This window comes from Macrococcus armenti, assembly GCF_020097135.1.
GTDB classification, from domain to species: domain Bacteria; phylum Bacillota; class Bacilli; order Staphylococcales; family Staphylococcaceae; genus Macrococcoides; species Macrococcoides armenti.
Genome location: NZ_CP083608.1, coordinates 1,377,829 through 1,395,381 on the forward strand (window position 1 = coordinate 1,377,829; position 17,553 = coordinate 1,395,381).

At 34.4% G+C, this 17,553-nt stretch carries 33 protein-coding genes; all 33 read right to left on the bottom strand.

Annotation, left to right across the window (positions count from 1 at the left end):
* Positions 1–29: 29 nt before the first annotated feature.
* On the bottom strand, positions 30–1,244 hold the full coding sequence (locus LAU42_RS07150) for a phage major capsid protein (protein ID WP_224182942.1): 1,215 nt from the start codon (positions 1,242–1,244) through the stop codon (positions 30–32).
* Positions 1,245–1,255: 11 nt separating this feature from the next.
* The gene (locus LAU42_RS07155; protein ID WP_224182943.1) at positions 1,256–2,044 is read right to left on the bottom strand and encodes a head maturation protease, ClpP-related; all 789 of its coding nucleotides are present in this window, start codon (positions 2,042–2,044) and stop codon (positions 1,256–1,258) included.
* Positions 2,041–3,183: a phage portal protein gene (locus LAU42_RS07160; RefSeq protein WP_224182944.1), complete on the bottom strand. Its 1,143-nt coding sequence runs from the start codon at positions 3,181–3,183 to the stop codon at positions 2,041–2,043. Before LAU42_RS07160 ends, LAU42_RS07155 begins: the two co-directional genes overlap by 4 nt.
* Positions 3,184–3,193: 10 nt before the next feature.
* A complete protein-coding gene (locus LAU42_RS07165; RefSeq protein WP_224182945.1) occupies positions 3,194–4,852 on the bottom strand; it encodes a terminase large subunit in 1,659 nt (552 codons plus the stop codon).
* Entirely contained in the window at positions 4,849–5,193 is a 345-nt protein-coding gene (locus LAU42_RS07170) for a hypothetical protein (protein ID WP_133433636.1), read from the bottom strand. Before LAU42_RS07170 ends, LAU42_RS07165 begins: the two co-directional genes overlap by 4 nt.
* Positions 5,194–5,372: 179 nt before the next feature.
* Entirely contained in the window at positions 5,373–5,690 is a 318-nt protein-coding gene (locus tag LAU42_RS07175) for an HNH endonuclease (protein ID WP_224182946.1), read from the bottom strand.
* A gap of 180 nt (positions 5,691–5,870) precedes the next feature.
* Positions 5,871–6,308: a DUF722 domain-containing protein gene (locus LAU42_RS07180; protein ID WP_224182947.1), complete on the bottom strand. Its 438-nt coding sequence runs from the start codon at positions 6,306–6,308 to the stop codon at positions 5,871–5,873.
* A gap of 52 nt (positions 6,309–6,360) precedes the next feature.
* Positions 6,361–6,660 (bottom strand): MazG-like family protein, encoded by a 300-nt coding sequence (locus LAU42_RS07185; RefSeq protein ID WP_224182948.1) that lies wholly within the window; start codon positions 6,658–6,660, stop codon positions 6,361–6,363.
* Positions 6,653–6,856, bottom strand: a complete 204-nt coding sequence (locus LAU42_RS07190; protein ID WP_224182949.1) for a hypothetical protein — start codon at positions 6,854–6,856, stop codon at positions 6,653–6,655. Before LAU42_RS07190 ends, LAU42_RS07185 begins: the two co-directional genes overlap by 8 nt.
* Before the next feature lie 3 nt (positions 6,857–6,859).
* Positions 6,860–7,117: a hypothetical protein gene (locus tag LAU42_RS07195; RefSeq protein WP_224182950.1), complete on the bottom strand. Its 258-nt coding sequence runs from the start codon at positions 7,115–7,117 to the stop codon at positions 6,860–6,862.
* Positions 7,101–7,448: a hypothetical protein gene (locus tag LAU42_RS07200; RefSeq protein ID WP_224182951.1), complete on the bottom strand. Its 348-nt coding sequence runs from the start codon at positions 7,446–7,448 to the stop codon at positions 7,101–7,103. Before LAU42_RS07200 ends, LAU42_RS07195 begins: the two co-directional genes overlap by 17 nt.
* Positions 7,441–7,845 carry a hypothetical protein gene (locus LAU42_RS07205; RefSeq protein WP_224182952.1) on the bottom strand — a complete coding sequence of 135 codons (405 nt, stop codon included), beginning with the start codon at positions 7,843–7,845 and terminating at the stop codon, positions 7,441–7,443. The genes LAU42_RS07200 and LAU42_RS07205 overlap by 8 nt, the downstream gene beginning before the upstream one ends.
* A gap of 122 nt (positions 7,846–7,967) precedes the next feature.
* Positions 7,968–8,138: a hypothetical protein gene (locus LAU42_RS07210; RefSeq protein WP_224182953.1), complete on the bottom strand. Its 171-nt coding sequence runs from the start codon at positions 8,136–8,138 to the stop codon at positions 7,968–7,970.
* 23 nt (positions 8,139–8,161) lie between these two features.
* The gene (locus LAU42_RS07215) at positions 8,162–8,410 is read right to left on the bottom strand and encodes a hypothetical protein (RefSeq protein WP_224182954.1); all 249 of its coding nucleotides are present in this window, start codon (positions 8,408–8,410) and stop codon (positions 8,162–8,164) included.
* A gap of 207 nt (positions 8,411–8,617) precedes the next feature.
* Positions 8,618–8,887 carry a hypothetical protein gene (locus tag LAU42_RS07220; protein ID WP_224182955.1) on the bottom strand — a complete coding sequence of 90 codons (270 nt, stop codon included), beginning with the start codon at positions 8,885–8,887 and terminating at the stop codon, positions 8,618–8,620.
* A gap of 63 nt (positions 8,888–8,950) precedes the next feature.
* Positions 8,951–9,175, bottom strand: a complete 225-nt coding sequence (locus tag LAU42_RS07225) for a hypothetical protein (protein WP_224182956.1) — start codon at positions 9,173–9,175, stop codon at positions 8,951–8,953.
* Between the two features lie 9 nt (positions 9,176–9,184).
* Entirely contained in the window at positions 9,185–9,412 is a 228-nt protein-coding gene (locus tag LAU42_RS07230; protein ID WP_224182957.1) for a hypothetical protein, read from the bottom strand.
* 11 nt (positions 9,413–9,423) lie between these two features.
* Positions 9,424–9,648: a hypothetical protein gene (locus tag LAU42_RS07235; protein ID WP_224182958.1), complete on the bottom strand. Its 225-nt coding sequence runs from the start codon at positions 9,646–9,648 to the stop codon at positions 9,424–9,426.
* A gap of 12 nt (positions 9,649–9,660) precedes the next feature.
* Positions 9,661–10,413, bottom strand: coding sequence for a ParB N-terminal domain-containing protein (locus tag LAU42_RS07240; RefSeq protein WP_224182959.1), 753 nt, complete (start codon positions 10,411–10,413; stop codon positions 9,661–9,663).
* A gap of 14 nt (positions 10,414–10,427) precedes the next feature.
* Positions 10,428–10,610, bottom strand: coding sequence for a hypothetical protein (locus tag LAU42_RS07245; protein ID WP_224182960.1), 183 nt, complete (start codon positions 10,608–10,610; stop codon positions 10,428–10,430).
* A gap of 12 nt (positions 10,611–10,622) precedes the next feature.
* Positions 10,623–11,048, bottom strand: coding sequence for a hypothetical protein (locus LAU42_RS07250; RefSeq protein ID WP_224182961.1), 426 nt, complete (start codon positions 11,046–11,048; stop codon positions 10,623–10,625).
* A 6-nt stretch (positions 11,049–11,054) separates the two neighbouring features.
* On the bottom strand, positions 11,055–11,456 hold the full coding sequence (locus tag LAU42_RS07255) for a DUF1064 domain-containing protein (protein WP_224182962.1): 402 nt from the start codon (positions 11,454–11,456) through the stop codon (positions 11,055–11,057).
* Positions 11,457–11,480: 24 nt separating this feature from the next.
* Positions 11,481–12,056, bottom strand: coding sequence for an NUMOD4 motif-containing HNH endonuclease (locus LAU42_RS07260; RefSeq protein ID WP_224182963.1), 576 nt, complete (start codon positions 12,054–12,056; stop codon positions 11,481–11,483).
* Positions 12,056–12,706 (bottom strand): putative HNHc nuclease, encoded by a 651-nt coding sequence (locus tag LAU42_RS07265; RefSeq protein WP_224182964.1) that lies wholly within the window; start codon positions 12,704–12,706, stop codon positions 12,056–12,058. Before LAU42_RS07265 ends, LAU42_RS07260 begins: the two co-directional genes overlap by 1 nt.
* A 2-nt stretch (positions 12,707–12,708) precedes the next feature.
* On the bottom strand, positions 12,709–13,038 hold the full coding sequence (locus LAU42_RS07270) for a hypothetical protein (RefSeq protein WP_224182965.1): 330 nt from the start codon (positions 13,036–13,038) through the stop codon (positions 12,709–12,711).
* 20 nt (positions 13,039–13,058) lie between these two features.
* Complete coding sequence (gene ssb / locus LAU42_RS07275) at positions 13,059–13,514, bottom strand: single-stranded DNA-binding protein (RefSeq protein ID WP_224182966.1); 456 nt, start codon at positions 13,512–13,514, stop codon at positions 13,059–13,061.
* Positions 13,504–13,716 carry a hypothetical protein gene (locus LAU42_RS07280; RefSeq protein WP_224182967.1) on the bottom strand — a complete coding sequence of 71 codons (213 nt, stop codon included), beginning with the start codon at positions 13,714–13,716 and terminating at the stop codon, positions 13,504–13,506. The genes ssb and LAU42_RS07280 overlap by 11 nt, the downstream gene beginning before the upstream one ends.
* Positions 13,716–14,963, bottom strand: a complete 1,248-nt coding sequence (locus tag LAU42_RS07285) for a replicative DNA helicase (RefSeq protein WP_224182968.1) — start codon at positions 14,961–14,963, stop codon at positions 13,716–13,718. The genes LAU42_RS07280 and LAU42_RS07285 overlap by 1 nt, the downstream gene beginning before the upstream one ends.
* A complete protein-coding gene (locus tag LAU42_RS07290; RefSeq protein ID WP_224182969.1) occupies positions 14,956–15,291 on the bottom strand; it encodes a replicative helicase loader/inhibitor in 336 nt (111 codons plus the stop codon). Before LAU42_RS07290 ends, LAU42_RS07285 begins: the two co-directional genes overlap by 8 nt.
* Positions 15,292–16,002 (bottom strand): conserved phage C-terminal domain-containing protein, encoded by a 711-nt coding sequence (locus tag LAU42_RS07295; protein ID WP_224182970.1) that lies wholly within the window; start codon positions 16,000–16,002, stop codon positions 15,292–15,294.
* Positions 16,003–16,006: 4 nt separating this feature from the next.
* Positions 16,007–16,627: a Sak single strand annealing protein gene (locus LAU42_RS07300; protein ID WP_224182971.1), complete on the bottom strand. Its 621-nt coding sequence runs from the start codon at positions 16,625–16,627 to the stop codon at positions 16,007–16,009.
* Entirely contained in the window at positions 16,627–17,121 is a 495-nt protein-coding gene (locus LAU42_RS07305; RefSeq protein WP_224182972.1) for a siphovirus Gp157 family protein, read from the bottom strand. The genes LAU42_RS07300 and LAU42_RS07305 overlap by 1 nt, the downstream gene beginning before the upstream one ends.
* Positions 17,114–17,380 carry a hypothetical protein gene (locus LAU42_RS07310; RefSeq protein ID WP_224182973.1) on the bottom strand — a complete coding sequence of 89 codons (267 nt, stop codon included), beginning with the start codon at positions 17,378–17,380 and terminating at the stop codon, positions 17,114–17,116. The genes LAU42_RS07305 and LAU42_RS07310 overlap by 8 nt, the downstream gene beginning before the upstream one ends.
* Positions 17,381–17,553 lie beyond the last annotated feature (173 nt).

Genomic DNA, 17,553 nt, shown 5'->3' on the forward strand with positions numbered 1-17,553 from the left:
TTAAAATGAATTAAAAAAGGAGCGTGATATTACGCTCCTGGAAGTGTTTCACCTACTGCTTCTTCTGGTGCTGATGGCATACCTTCGATATTTAACGTATAAACATGTGCAACGTTATTATCTTCAGGTAAACCGTGCGCAAATTGCTTAGCAATAAATACATCACAATCTTCTAAAGCTAATGTTTGATCATAAGATTTAATTGATACTGCACCAGTTTGTACTGCGTAGTAACGACTTCCGACAAATGCGATTGCTTGACCATAAGGAACGAAATCAGATGGGACTACTTCGATTTGATATGGTAAAGCAGTTACCCATTGACCATTAGGTGTAAGGACAGTGTATTGCGCTTGAACAAAGAACTGTAAAGCTGGATGTACTGCAATAGCGATTTTACCTAAAACATTTAATGGCTTATTATTTTCATCAAATGATAATTTATTTGCTAAATTTGCTAATTCAGTAACGGTTGTTTTTTCATCTGCAAACGTTAATTCTCCGACTGGTGTTTTGTCAGCAGTTCCTGTAATATTTCCGTCTTCATCACGAGTGATTTCTTGATTTAATCCGTAAGGTTGATTAGCGCCTGAACCTTTACCAAGTACTACACCTTCTTCAATTTTAATTGCAATCGCTTCCGCTAACTGTTCACGCACATAACGTTCAACCCATTCAGGACCAAACTCAAGTAAATCTTTAGGTACGATAGCGAATGCAGTTAATTTATTTTGAGAGAATGAGTATTCAGTGAAGTTTGCAAGGATTTGTCCTTGAATTTTACCAAAGATTTCTCCCCATACTGCAGCACCCGATGGTTTACCAACAATGATACGTGTACGAAGACCAGCAACTTGGAAATTGATTTTAGATAATAATGGGCGGTTACGTTTAATATCTTCGAAAATACGTAATACAGTAGTTTCAGGCAAGATTTTTTCTTCTTTGAATGAATCATAGTTCGCTTCATCTTCAACTAAGTTAGTAAAGAATTGACGTTCTTTTGCAGTTAATACATTTAAACCACGATTTAAAGCAATTTCACCATCTAACTTTGCGTTTGCTACTTCTTGACGTGCTTCTACTAAAATACTTGCTGATAAATCTTCAGTATATGCTTTCATATACTCGTTATATTTTGCTTCTACTACTTCTGAATCTGCTCCATTACGAGCTGCTTCAAAGTATGCTTCTTTTAAATTCTGAATATTATTCTTTGTTTCATCTTTAAATGTAATTGTCATTTAAATTCCTCCTATAAATACAGTCTTTTGACTTTGTTTTTAATACTATTTTCTACTTTTTCTGGTAAATCGTACTTCTCTAATTCTTCCTGCACTACTTCTGTAACGATTTCTCTTACATTTTCTAAAGTGATTACGTCTTCATCTTTTGGCTCAGTTTCTTCAGGTGTTTCAACCATTTTTATCACATGATCTGGAGTTTTATTAAATTTAGTTAATTGCGACTTACTAGCACATGCGACTAATTTCTTCGAGGTGATAACTTCGTCAATTAATCCATAAGAAAAAGCCTCTTCTGCAGTCATCCATGTTTCCGCATCAAGTAAGGCTTTCAATGAATCAATATTTAATTTATCTGTCTTTGCTAGGTATGTTTCCATTAAAGTTCCCGTAACTTTATCTAATAGTTCTGCAATTTCTCGCATATCATTAGCGTTACCGAACATCCCACCCATAGCATTATGAATCATCATCATGCTGTTAGATGGCATTCTAACTACATCACCAGCCATTGCGATTACAGACGCAATACTCGCAGCTAAACCATCAATATTTACGATTACTTTCGCTTTATGGCGCTTTAACATATTGTGAATTGTAATACCTTCGAATACGTCTCCACCTGGCGAATTAATGTTTACAATGATTTCATCAACATCACCAAGTTTCGTTAACGTATCTTTAAAGTGGTACGCACTCTCTTCATCTGACCAACGCCACGATTCTGGAACGATTTCACCATAAATATCAATCTGACCAATATTTTCAGTCTTTGAAACATTTAAGATTCTTCCTGTCATTCGTTATCACCCCCTTTCGATGCTTCATTATCAGATTCATAGTTTTTAGTACGTAGGAATATATCTAATCCATCGAGTTGTTCGAATCCGAATAAGTCGCGTACTTCGTTAATTGTTGCAAAGTTTGAAGATATCAACTTATCAATAGATGTTGAATTCTTAACTGGATCTAATCTATTCAATCCAACTAATTTAATACGCTTACCTTTCAAAAATTCATCTTTAGTAAAGAATTTACTGTTTAACTCGTTTTCGATTTTCTTAACTAACGGTTTAATACAGAAATCAAGATACGCATCCATTGCATTTTCTAGGTCTGCCATATCGCCATGAATAAGTGACGGAGGTATACCGATTATTTTAGCGACATCATCGATAAATGTTTTTTTTACCTTACTGATATTCTCGGCATTACTATTACTTGATGATTGACCTTTTGTTATCTCTTCATATTCAAATCCAGGTATTCCAGGAATGATGGCCACACTACTTTTAGTAAAAGATTGATATATCTTATCAGCGTATTTCTGTAATCTCGACATGTTTTTATCATCAAGTTTACCGCCACCCTGACTAACCTTTAAAATACCTCTAATTTGATTATTCTTTAACTCTTGCTGCATCATTCTGCCGAATAACTCGCCATAATCACCAAACAGACCTTCTACATACTTTTGAAGTTTTTCATTGTTGTAATTTAAATAAATCACTTCGTTCATTTTGAATGATCGTTGGAATTTATAATCTTTTACAATCACATTTCTAAATGTATCATCATATAAAGCGAGTTCCACTCTTTCAAAGTCATCTGCTACAACTAAATCATCTGTATCAGTCTTGATAATTAGTACTTCATTATCATATATAAGTTTGTAGATTACTTTCTGCCAAAAGTCCGATGCACTGCTATCTGTATTTGGTCTAACGTTCAACTTATAATACAGTGTATTCTTAATGCTTTTATCTCCATCTTTTATCCAAAATTCCGTTTGGCTTATCGTCCTGGCAATAAAGTTGATACATGTATCTAAAGCTATTCGTTTTAAATATGACCTACTCGCTGAGTCTTCGTATATATCTAAATCAAGCATATCCCTAATTTCTAAATTACGTTTAAACACACCTTCAAATAGTCCCATAATTCACCTCCTAAAAGTATTTATCGATTAAATCAAATGCTTCTTCTAAATTTATGTCTACGATATCATCCGCTCTATATAAAGCATGAACAAACGCCATAAAACCGTCTGTTTTACGTCTAACTTCATCTTTTTTGATATATTCTTTGTTTCCGTTAGGTGTTATTTTTACAGCTACGTTATTCGTAAACCATCTCATCAAAGCATTGTCTCCATATATAACGTTATGCTTTGCAAAAGCTGTATCAATACGCGGCGCTAATAATCCGTGGATAGCTTTAGGATTGCGAATAACTTCTAACTCAATTCCTGCATCTTTAAATGCTTTTCTTACGATGTCTGTTCGATAGTTATCTGCTATGACTTTTTCTAGTCCATATTTTTCTCGCATACTTTCAAACCAGCGGACAATATAGTCAATCTCAATAACATCATCATCAACTATTGTAAGTAACCCTTCTTTCTCCCATTTTGGAATAGGAGGCTCTAAATTCACCGTGTCTAAGAACCCTTGTCTTACAAACGAATGACTTATCCAAATATAATCATCTCCATTCCGGAACAACAATCCTACACTAGCGAAATCTCGAATGTTAGCGAAGTCTAATCCGCCTATACAAGGTCTACCACTTAAATCTGGTATGGGTCTGTTTGTCGCTAATATTTCTTCCCATGGTGCTATAACTTTTTCAAGGTCTACTTCTGGCAAATTCATTCTTTTAGTCATAAATTCAGGACGATTCGAACGATTAAAAGGTAAATCATAATATTCTTCTTCAATCGTACTTTTCAATGTCTTTGCATAGTCGCTTAATGGCTTATGTAACATAGGATTAGCTTTTTCCCATTTCGTCATATCATCTACTTCTTTTGGATTGTCTAATTTACAGTAAAAAGGAAATAACCTACTATTTTTGACCTTGCCAGCTAAGACGCTTTTTATTTTGTCTTTCATAGAATCCATATAACCTTCACGTATAAAGCCATCAGTGCTGATATAGAATGTTCTACGATTCTTTTTCTTACCTAGACCACCACGTTTTACGTTTACCATTTCGGGACCCATGAAATAATGAATTTCATCAAAAATAACACATCCTTCACGACCACCGTCTTTTGTTTTCGTGTTTGATGTGTTATATCTTATTATCGACTTCGTAGACCTATTGAGTATTTCAGTCTTACTAACCTCATATGGTGCGTTCATTGTTTTCCCGGTCTTATTTCTATTATTTTCAATAAGTATATTTCTTATCTCGTCAAATGATGTTTTTGCTTGCTCTTCACTATTTGCCACGATTGATATATGGTATTCTTTAATGCCATGCAATGGTGTACTTAAAAAGTCACTTATAGCACTTATTAATCCGTTCTTACCACCGCCACGTCCCATGAATATCGCCAATTCTGTAAAGAATGCTTCATTCGTTGTTTTATCAATCAAGAAAATATTAGATATTATAAAGCGTTGAAAAGGCAATGTAGGGAAGTACCACCGTTCTATGAACTTGATACAGTTATCAATCATTTCCTCATCAAAGAAGACGTCATCTCTACTGTAAATGTATGTTTGAAGATAATTAAATAAATCAATACGTTCTTGATTTAAAATTATCTTTCCGTCCTTCCATTGATTTATATAGTAATCAACGTGCTTGTTTGTAATCATACATAATCATCAGACGGCGTGCTTAAATCCTCTTTTTCCTCTGGTAATAAATCAGAAAGTTGTTTGATAATCTTTTGGTATGCACCATCGCGAGCATTGAAAAGTTTTGCAACTGGACGTTCACGATCATAAGGCTCAACATTAGCGCTTTGTTGAAATTTCTCTACATCGCCATTTTCTCTTATATCCTCCCACATAAAATCTAGCAACACTCTTAATCGTGCAGCTTGTGTAATGAGACCATCCACAACTTTTAGTTTTTCTTGAGGTATATCTTTATATATTGCTTTTAAGCGATTCTTTTCCTGCACCACCAAAGATTCATCAATTTTCATTTTCATATTTATCACCTTCTTTCTGTCCATGGGGGTGGGGTTATACGCGAGAGACTGAAATTTCTTCGGAATCGAGCCCTGCCCCGTTTCCCACGAGTTCGCTTGAGGTCGAAAGTTTTTTGACGGGGGGTATGTTTTGATTTCTTGAAATTTCTCTTTTTGTTTTTATGTTTATATTTTGTGATTTACCATTTTTCGTCATTCCATTGTTTTTGACGCTTCTGATATCTATCATGTTTCTTGTTATGACACTTAATACATAACGTGATTAAGTTACTGTCTACTAATGCAAGTTCAGGTCTGTCTTGCAGCTCTTCGATGTGGTCAACGTCTAAGTACTTATGCTTAGTTCCTTGATTAAATCTATTCAAGTCAACTGTTACCTTGCCTTGCTTCTTGCACTCTTGACATTCATAGTTGTCACGCTTCAGTATCTCGTCTCGCTTACGTCTCCACGGTCTACTCTTATAAAACTTTATTCTTTCTTTCACTGTCTCATACATAAGAGTTAAGCTCCTTAATCTAGATACATAATGGATCACTATCCTTCCTGCTTATATCAAGCCAAAAGAAAAGACACGCATCAATAGGATTAAAATGCGTGCCTTCGTATATGTTATATCTTGTGTACAGTACCATAATATCTAACAATTGCGTAAACTTCTACATTATCGAAAGTTGATTTATACTATCCATCCAATCTTTAAAGCGAAGTTGTTTAACATCTTATTTCGTGCATGTAATGTAGCATTCTTACTAATTACTTTACCATCTGTGCGTAATGTAGTCAGATGGTGTGCGATATCTTCCCACTCGTACGCAGTATCAACTTCGTGCCAGTACCTGCATTCTATAATGACACGTTGTACATCAGTGCAATTACCATAAATATATTCTATTGCGTTAATAATTCTATCGATGTTTTGATATATTAAATCTGAATGTAGTTTAATCACTTGATTTTCAACTTGTGATTGAGGTAGTGCAGTAGACTTCGTACCTATGTTTTCGTCTACTTCTTTTGTAAGTAATGTATGCTTTCTGAGTTCTCGTTTAGACTTTAATTCATCGTATTTAATAAAGTATTCTTCTAACTTCTTAATGTCATTTGTGTTTAACATTTACTGACCACCTTTATTTAATATTTCTCTTACACGTTCTAGGATGTCTTTATCACAGGTCTTCTTCTTTGATGAACGTTCCATTAATCGTCTTACCTTTCCTACCTTTGATTTCGTCGTATGCATACTGTAGACACTCTTCTAAAGTCATACCATGTTGCATTGCTAAAATAATCAACGTTACTACTGTGTCGCCAATACCGTCTTTTAAAGCTGTTATATCTCCACGTGACATAGCAGCCGCAACTTCACCAGCTTCTTCATAAAATTTAAGCGCTTGTCTATCGGGATTACCATTATGTAAATCTTTATCCTTCGCCCACTGTTCCACTTGATTGATTAGTTTATTCATTATTATCGTCCTCCATCTTCCCACCAACAACATTCACGTCTGGTGCAATATATAATTTTGATTTAACATGTTTTACTGATTGATTATGTTCACGTACTAACTGTTTCGCTAGTTTGCGTGAAGTAACTGCATATACTAAATTGTCGTTAAAATCGTACACTGGCGTTACTGTCATTACGTTGTATAAGTCTGTCATAAGTTAGTCCTCCAATAATCTAATCGCACCAGCTACGTCCGGTGGATTAAGTTTTAATAATGCGACTACTTGAATGGTACGTTGCTTTGCTACTCTGTTGTATTGAATACTATCTACTAGCTCATCTAACTCATAATCGAGTAGTTCGTTAACAGATAGTGTAGAACGTGAGAGAGATTGACCGTATTCGGCTATCCCTTTAGCATTTTGTTTGTTTAAAGTTGAATGGAAGTCGTGTAGTATCTTATTTGGATCGTGCATTGTTGTCCTCCTCTAATTGCTGCATCAGTTTTAATACATCTGAAAAACCAAAGCCTTCTAAAAAATACTCACTATTTTCAAATGAGGCGTTTAATCTTTCTCTCAACTCACTCCATCGTTTTTCTAATCGGTCAATTTTCTCTTCCTGCAACTTCGCACATCTTCCTAAGTTGTCAATGACTTTACAACATTCATCAGCACGTTGTTTCTCATTCAGTAAATCTTCCACAAAATCAAAATGTTCATCGATTTCTGATTCATTAGCTACAATACCTAAATTCGTCCATTTGCCGTTTATATTCACACGAATGTAAGTTACTACTTCAGTCAACCAGTCCACGCTCCTTGTTCCAAATTAGGTCTCCTATGCTACCGTCTAAATTTTGCAGGTAGATGAATTTCGCTTGATATTCTTCAAATAAAGTATTTTCTTCTGATAATAAATCGTAAATGCTCGTGTTCTCATAAGCATAAGTTTCATGGTCATTAGATACTGTTACTATGTTTAATTTGGTTTCCTCCGTAATCTCAACTTCTTGTTCGACTTTAAACTTTGTTTCAAACTTAGGAATTTTCTTACCATTATCTGTTTGCACCCATCCATGATGCGCACTAATAAATACACGATAATCTTCATTAACACCATAGAAGTCTCCAGTCTTACCATTATCTTTAGCCCACGTTAATAGTTCTATTAAATCCATCTCTACTGTACGTTTAATTTTCATTCGTCATTCTCCTTTTCTCAATCTATAGTGAATATAAAAGAATTCTAAAGTTCTCCAATGGTCCCACTTGCGTTTTTTGCCAACCACAGACCAATATACTTTTCTGTATGGTGTTTTTCTCATCATTTATTCTCCTTTTCGAGTCGCTCCCCACTCGTGTTTTCAATATTTCGCACTACTTCAGCAAAATGTAGATATTGTTCGTAATCATCTTCAAAACCATTTTCATAAGCCTTAGACTTTATTGTTTCAATATGTTCTTTCAACTTATTCCACATCTTTTCATAGCCCACAATCCCTCTCTCCTTTCGTGAGGTTATCTATTAAACGATTCGCTCACTAGATGATTAAAATAATTCTTATTCACAACTGCATGATGCTCAGTATTTATAGCTTTAATTGGTCTATTAATAAGTGGCGCTGATGACATTGCAACTAATGATTTGCCGATTTTCACTTCTGTGTCTCCACTAATAACAGTTACCTCTCCATCATTCAAAAGTGTCTCAACATCATAATCAGTTAAATAGACAGTTATCTTTTTGTTTTTGAATTTATCAATCATCTATCATTTACTCCTTGTGATTTTGCGACTGACATTGATGTCACTCACAAAGTGTTTAGCACACGTTTCTAGTAGCTTTCTAGTTACTCTTCATCACTCCGTTCTACTCTGTTTTTCTAGAGGTTTGCTAGAGGATTTCTCTACAAACTGTTGATATAACTGGATTTATTCAAGTGGTTATTCAAGTGATAAAAGTTTAATTTTATTTCAATTCCATTCTTTTTTAACAAATTCATTAATTATTGTATATAAGTCACCAATTAATAATTTTTCGTATTTATTTTTCTTGTAGTCACTAGCGTGTGTTTGAATAATAGCACCGCTGTTATTTAGTACAAAAGTTACCCAAAATGTTTCTCTTACTGCTATTTCCATTGTAGGATTTCCTTTATAATCCCCTTCAAAGAAGGTTACACCTAAACCTTGTTTAATAAATGGTTCTGCTGTATTCATATAAATTTGTGCATTTGTTATCATTTTTATATCCTCCTCAATAAAACTTTTATTTTATCGTCCGATTGAACAGACGATTAAAGGACGTTAAAATAACTCCATCTGATCAACCTGCTGTAAAATACCTTTTTTATCTTTTGACCAAAGTAATATAAAATCATCATCTACTCGCTCGAATACCTGAATGTACTTACAGTCATATTTTTTAATACTTTCCAAAAATTCATTTACTGAACCTTTAAAGTCTCGACATGCAAACTGCTTTCTTAAACCGGTGCCATACTCAACTGATAAATTTCTGTATTTATCCATGTAGCACCTCTAGTATCCTCTGGCGTCATGTACCATACCTATGAAGTCTGTTTTGACATCGATAATCTCGCTTCTATTTTCATCAAATAAATCTTTCAATATATCAATAATTGGCGAAATTTCATGATACGACATTTTCTCAAGTTTTTTCTTTGAGTACTTTTCATCGAGTTCGATAACGAGCTCTAGGTCTTCTTGAAGTCCTAATACATAATTTATTTGTTTCTCTGTAGCCATATCTCCACATCCTAATAATCAAATATCGTTGCTTGTTCCATATCCGCCCTATGCAGTCCGTTTTCTTCACAGTATGCTATAAGTCCTTCTCCGTTCGTTATCGTTCCAGGATAGCGAATACGACCAAATTCAGTACGTTCTAACACTCTATACTTACCGTTCTGCATAGGAATGACTGTAGTTGCGAAATTACTCTCCTGATCAAGTAGCTTTATACGATGTAATAGTCCGTACATGATTACCACTCCTTACGACAACTTAATGTCGCCATTTGTCTGCTTACTAATCTTGATTCGTTCAGATTTCGGTAAATCTTTGTTATACAACGTTGCAATACGTTCTGCCATCAATGGTATTTTATTGATAAGCTCTAACTCTTCGTATAGTGCGTTTACACAACTTACTAAGCGTTTGTTATCAATACCAACGTTATATACTTTACGTATCGCATATACGATTTTATCGGTTGGTCTACTTGCTCTAACCTTAATCAGTACATCATCAATGAATGTATAAGCGTCTTCTTTATTCGTAACTCTAAACTTGCCATCAACAATTCCCTGTCCCGTACTTCTTCCATCCACCGTACCTAATGTTCTTGCTGCTGCAACTGCTCCAAGTTCGCTATACTCCATGAATGCTTTCAATTCCTTATAATGTTCGTTACCTTCTCTCATATGAAAATTGATATGGTCTTTAGTCGTCCACTTGCTGACTAATGTATTTGACTTCTGCAACGTATCCTGTTTAATTTCATTCTTGATAATAAACTCAATAGGACGTCCTAATATTTTTAGTGCTTCAAATCTATGCTGACCGTCTAATATTTCTCCATTAGGCTTTACGATAATCGGTGGCATTTCGTAACCATCTGCAATCTGTTGCGCTAGTTTACTGACATGTTTCAAACTTACTGCTCTGTTACTCTCGATAAACTTGAATAAATCATAGTTATCTGTCGTGTAAACACTGTATGCTGTTTCGCAATTTAATAGATTCATCTTTCTCCCCCTAATTAATATTTCGCTGACTTCCATATATGCTGATTAAATAGTCTTCCTACTTCGCCACCAGGATAACGTGTGCGTGGTTTAACAATGTTTCTGATTATGCTAGGTTTCATTCGCTCCTCAAACTCGCTATGCACCGGCTTACGTGCGTGTACGTGTCTGTTGACACGTCTATGTTGATATGTCATCTCAACCACTCCTTATATTCTGTTTTCAAATAACTCTGGAAATCTCTTCACATATTTCTTAGGCACTGGCTCTCCAGCATTTAATAAACTGATAATCATCTTCTTAACGTCTTTATCTGAATCTTTTTCGATAACCATATTTTTTTCTGTTTCTTTCTTGTATCGCTTCACTTTTTCTGTTGCTGCACGTTCGTATGACCAACCATACTCTCTAACTCTCTGCCAGAAGTATGCTTTATTAATTCCATTCTCGACTGCGATATTACTCCACCTCTTATATTCATCAGAAACATTATTCGTGCGTTTAGGTGGTGTCGTAAGCGCCTCTTCAAAAGTCATGCCGTCTCTTGAAATTCTCACTTTATAAGTATCAAGCGAAACAGCTGCTCTATGTTTATTCTCATCATAATAAATTCGTACTGCCGTTCTAGGTTTCATCCTGATCTATCCTTTCTTTCGTTTTCTTCGCACCTTCTTCAACTCTTCATAATCTATCCATTCTGTATTGTGTTCTTGTTGATAGTATTTCGGCGCTCTGCATATCCAAATTAATGTTTTATCTTGATATAAATATCTGAATAATTTCGCTTTTACTTTTGCGGTTTCTGTCGCCATTCCTTTGATGTCGATTACTTCGACAGTCCCGTCTGTATAAGTAACTTCGAAATCTGCGATGTACTCCATTTTTCGTTGCTTTTTAAATGCTGGTATTAATTCATATCTAGGTTGTAACTCGATATGTTCGATTAATGTGTTACGTTTTAAATAAACGTAATAGTCACGTTCTACTATCGAATCGAATATATGTCCGTCATACTCGACTTTTTTAGCGTTATATTTACTCATATTTCTGTCCTTTCAACATAGCGTTTAATTTAAAAGCGAAACTTTATACTCCTTATTTTCTCCACCAACTCTTAATAATTGTGTGAAATAATTTTTGCATTTGCCGATATATCTGGAAGCTTCTCTAGCAGAATTAAAAACAAGAATTTCGTTTGTTTCTTTTATTTCTAAAATCACCGGCTTAGCCCTATACTCATTACCTAAAAATCTATCTCTAGAGATTTTTTTGCTTTGTTCAAATAAACCAATTTCGTAAGCTTTACGTGTATTTTCCGAATAAGTAGCCCACTCCAAATTATCCACGTGATTATTTTCTTTATTTCCATCTATATGATTAACAGTCTCTTTATTGTATGGATTCGGGATAAAGGCTTCAGCTACTATTCTATGGATTCTCTTTGATGACTTTTTGCCACTCACGTTTAATCCGTATAAAACATAGCCCTTTTGATCTAAACGACCTTTAATTAACCTACTTTTATATTTAAAAGTTCTACCATCTTTGTAAGTTACTTTTCGTTCGACACTTCTAAGTCTTCCTTTATTACTAACTTCGTAGTATCCTTCATATCCATTCGCAGGTTTCCAAATCTCCTCCATTAACTTCGCCCCTTCAACATATTATTTAAACGTTCATCCACTTTCACCCAAGAATTTTCGAGATGATATAGTTTGTCGAAACTTTCTACACCCATCTGATGTTGGGAATAGTGGTGTTCTCTGCATAATGCGAGGACTTCATTTCCGTAATGATCTATATCGTTCCTGTTACGTCCTACACCAACTGCATAACGATGTGCAAGGTCAGAATTTTGTTTTCCACAAATCACACACGTTCGTTTTATCGTACTCATGTATAAGAATGTTCTGTCGTTTTTTAACATGTCACTCGTCTTATAATTCAGTGGTATATCATTCTCGAACACCCACATAATAATTAAGTCTATTAATTCGCTCGCTATCTTTCTGCTGCAATCACTTAATGACACGTTTAGATAGCCATTCATAAACGAAAGATAATCTTTGAACATTTCTCTCATGTATTCTCGGGGTTGCCCTGTAAATTGCTCTATGTCGTTGCATAGCGCAAATATCTTTCTTCGTTGCTTAACTGTTATCTTCTTACTGTCGATAATCTCTAAATTTACGTCTACTGCTATTTCGTTGTCGATTAATAGCATAGCTTCAGGTGTCATTTCGACACCTTCGACTAATGCTTGACCATTCTTATATTTCAGTATTCGTGGCATATCTACACCTCGATTAAAATAACCATCCATGTATCATTCAGTTCGCAATAATATATGATTCTTATGAGTTTTATATCATCTTGAATACATTCGCTAATTGTGTAAAAAATAGCGTTGCAACCAAAGTATTCATGTTGAACATGATTAATATACGTTTCCTTATTTATTTCTTTTAAAGTTACAAGCGTTTCAATTTCATCTCTATTTAATTCATCAAATCTACTACATATATGCACTATCCCTTCTCCGCCAGATGTAGCAGCGCTTCTAAATAATTCATTGTATTTTTCTAATGTTTTCATGTTTTTAAATCTTTCATCTAATTTATTCATTAACTTCTCCTCCTTATTAATTAGAATGGTAAATCATCATCGCTGATATCTATTGGTCCTGTAGCGTTCGCAAACGGATTGTTATTATTCGCATTTTGAGGAGGCGCTGCTGCATTTTTTTGTTGTGTCGTTTTCTGTTGAGCGTTCTCGTTCTTCCCTCTCGTTTCTAGGAATTGAACACTATCTGCTACTACTTCTGTTACGTATACTCTGCGTCCTTCTTGATTATCATAACTGCGTGACTGAATACGTCCGTCTACTCCTACTAATGAGCCTTTACTACAAAAAGTATTGACGTTTTCAGCTGTCTTTCTGAACGTCACGATATTAATAAAATCGGCTTCTGTTTCTCCGTTAGCGTTCTTAAATGTTCTATTTACTGCTAATGTGAAAGTCGTTACAGTCACTCCACTTGGTGTCACTCTCATTTCTGGGTCTTTGGTCATGCGTCCTACTAAAATTGTTCTATTTAACATATTCATTTTCCTCACTTTTAATTAGTATTTTTTCTAGCATTTCATCCGTAAATTCCTGAATTGGAATTACTTCTTTGTTATCGATCATCTGCTTGCAGGCAAGACCTAAAGAAACGATATAGTTATACGTTTCTCCGTCTCCGTCTTGCTTGAATTCCTTGCAAAGTTCTCTAAAGAATTGCATCGTTTCATTTACGTTCATCAGTAAAACCTCTGTATCTTTTTGTAGAATTCGAAATTCGCAGTACCTGTTGCACCATCTTTATTTTTGGCAACAATACACTCAACATCTGACTTCGAATGTTGCGCATCTTCTTGCTCTTTGTTGTAGTAATCAGGTCTGTATAACATAAATATCATGTCTGCATCTTGCTCTACTCCGCCAGCTTCACGTAAATCGCTCATTACTGGACGTTTATCGTTTCTACCTTCAACACCACGACTTAATTGTGAGAGTGCGATAATTACGCATTTATACTCTTTAGCGATAATCTTTAGCTTTCTCGATATATCCTCTACTTCAAGTCGTCTGTCTTTGATGTTTTCATCTGATTTCATCAACGTTAGATAGTCGATAATAATTACGTTATTATCTGATTCGTTCATCATTCGTGCTGCTTGATTCTGAATATCTTTAGGAGTTACCTTACTTCCATCGTTGATCGTGAAGTTCATTTTTTGGAATCTATCCATGAATTCAGTAATCTTTAACATTTCATCCTGATTAATCGACTCTGGATATTTAAACTTACTTAGATTTACTAATGTTCTTGATGCGATTACACGTTGTGTTATCTTCTTCGCAGTCGTTTCTAATGAAAACACTGCAACATTGCAATTATTACTTTCTAATTCGCATCCTATATTTAATGCAAAGGCTGTTTTACCCATCGATGGACGTGCTGCAACGATTACGAGTTGTCCAGGCTCGAAACCACTAATTAAAGAATCTAAATTCTTATAACCTGTCTTTAGTAATTTCGGTTTAACCTCTTGTAATAATTCTTCTTTAATCGTGCTTAAGGTTTCAGCTTTCGTATCCTTACGCTTTATCTCAATTTCGTTGAGATACTTCAATGTACTTTCTAAAAATAGTTGATTGTCACGAGTAGGCTGTTTTGAATAATTTTCAGTCGCTTCACGTATCTTTCGTTTTTTATATAATTCAAGTACGTCAATTTGATACTGAGTAAAGTGTGACTTCATTATCAACTTGTCATTTAATAACTTCTCCATTAATTTTTCGGGGAAGAAACTGTTGCCATATTTTTGTGATTGAGCGTATATGTCTGCTAAATCTATTTTGTTTTGTTGATTCGCATATTTAACAAAATTGAAACTGTAAGGGTCTGAGAACATTTCTTGTTTTAACGCTAGTTCTCCAAATAGTTCAGGGTTACGAAGTAATGCACCTACAACTAAATATTCAGCATTCGTTTCATTAATCATCTAAAGCACCTCTCAATCTCTTAAGATTAGCTTCGATGAGTTTCTGCTTCTCTGGATCAATAGGAGTATTCTTATTAATCTCGATTTCTTTCTGTATCTCCTCGTATTGCAGCAATGCATGATTTACACCTTTAATCATCTTTATTTCTGAAACTTTAGGCTCAAATTTACTCGTTCCGTAATGTTCGTATAGCTTTGCTTTAGTAAGTTCATAATCTGCATTCTGTAATACGTACAACCAGGCATCAGCTACTGTTTGATTAATATTGAATTTAGGATATAACTCTTTAACTAACTTCAATAATTCTGATACTTCTTTTTTATTCACTTAGACACCCCATTCATCTAAATTAAATTCATCGTTAGATGTCTGTTCTTTTTTATAACTAATATCTTGATTAAGATAACTTTCAAACTTAGTTGAGAATAATGTTTCAGGTCTTAGATATTTATTCATATCACTGTTTTTCCATTCACTACATTTGATGTCTATAACTTTCTTAAAATCATCTATAGTAAATCCTTCTTCTAATCTTGCATTTATAAATGATTGAGTTTTCTTAGTAGTGTGCTTGAATTCTTTCCCTGCTTTCAGGTTGAGATACGCGACTATATCTTTATTCTTTTCATTCTTCTCATTCTTTACATTCTTGTTTGTGTTGGTTTGTTGTTGGTTTGTTGTTGGTTTGTTGTTGGTTTGTTGTTGGTTATCATCGTCTTGCAATTGGTAAACTCCCCAATTAACAATGGTTACAACACTAAATTTGTTGTTGGAATTGATGTTGATAATTTGCAGACTTTCTAACGTCTTCATGTAGTCGTATAACGTTCTTTCTTTTATCTTTAAACGCTCTGACCATACCTTTCTACCGAATATAAATTGACCTGGTTTGAGGTGTACAATCTGATTTCCAACTAATTGATCGTGGTCTTTATGACTGGCAGACGTTAGGCAGTAGATGAAAACTTTAAGTATTTTTTCGTTATCAAATACTGCGCTGTCTGTAATCTTTCTGTGTAACTTAATCCAGCCACTCATTTAATCACTCCTGTTTCTTTTTAGAGTTGATTAATACTTCTAACTTCTTGATATATGCAGGTAAATCTTCTTTAAATACTTTCGTTTTATCTTCAATCTTTAACCAATGAAGTAACTTACTTTCCGTAGCGTCATCTCCACCAACTTTTACAGCTTCATCTAATTTCGTTTGTAATTCTTTGATGTCTTTATCATCTGCAGGTGTTTTCACTTGTTCAGGCTCTTTCTCGCCGTTATAAATATATAAACCTAGCCCGTGTAAAGCTGCTGCTTTAACGAAACAGCGCTTATGTGCTTTATTAATATCGAATGCTGCAACTGTATTTGGCGCAACTGGTTTATTGCGAAAATCTAATACTGGTAATAGTTCAGTTTCTTTCTTACCTTTTATCGTTACTGATACTTGAACAAAATAACCTTCGCTCGTTTTTAAATAAGGCACAAAAAAGTTATCAATAGGTACATCAGGATGAGGAAATTCTGTAATTTCAACTTTGAAATCAGGGTCAATCTTCTTTAGATATCCGTGCGCCCAACTCCACGAAAGGTAGCTTAATCCGTTCTTTTGTTCTACATGATCATTAACGTTGACTTTATTTAATTGCTCGAATAATGATTCAGTCATTATCTAATCACCAAACTTTCTGTAACCTTTAATTCTGCAGTTTCAATCTCTTTTCCTGCTTTAAGGTCGTTCAGTAGTTTCTTACTGTCTAACTTCGGCTCTTGTTCGATAAAATACTCGCTAGGCACTTTAGATACATCTAATTTTTCTCTATCGATTTGTGGAGCGTTATTCTTAATGTAGAAAGTGAATTCACTTGTTTTAAACTTCGTTTTACCTGTAAATAGCATTGCATCGTATAAGTAACGATTTAAACTTTCGATGCCACGTTCTTCCTGTTTGATACGTGCATCAATGACTTTCTTACGTTCTTTTAGTGCATCAATATGTGCTTTTTTCTCTAACATTACATATTTAATACCTTCTGCTTTTTTCTCGAATTCGAGTTCTAAACTATCTAATGTATCTTTTAAATCAACTTCGCTATATTCAGGGTCAATCATCATTGCTTTTACTTGTTCCAGATCACTGCTAATTCCGAATAAATTACTCATTTAAAAGACCTCCATTTTTCATTACATGCTTAATCTTTTCGTACTTACTGTATGCATCTTCTATACTTTCGCCTTCAGTTATGTTTAGACATTTGCATTTACATCTATATCTATCGTCGTGATGCCATACTTTTATATTCGCTAAATCTTCAATATTTTTATTGAATACAACTTCTATTTTTTCATCTGTGTAGCATCTTTCTTTAATCAATTCTTCTAATATGAAGAATAAATTTGGTAAATCAGTTATTTCATTCATATTTTCTCCATTTCCTACAGTCGTGAAATGTGCTACAATGTAAGTGTCTAATTTACTTGTGGCACATACTTAACTGTATGTGTTTTTTTATTTGTCCTCTTCTTCTTTCTCAACTACGATATAACTCTCATCTTCAACAGTTTTACTAAACTCTTCTTCCATCAACTGCCGCC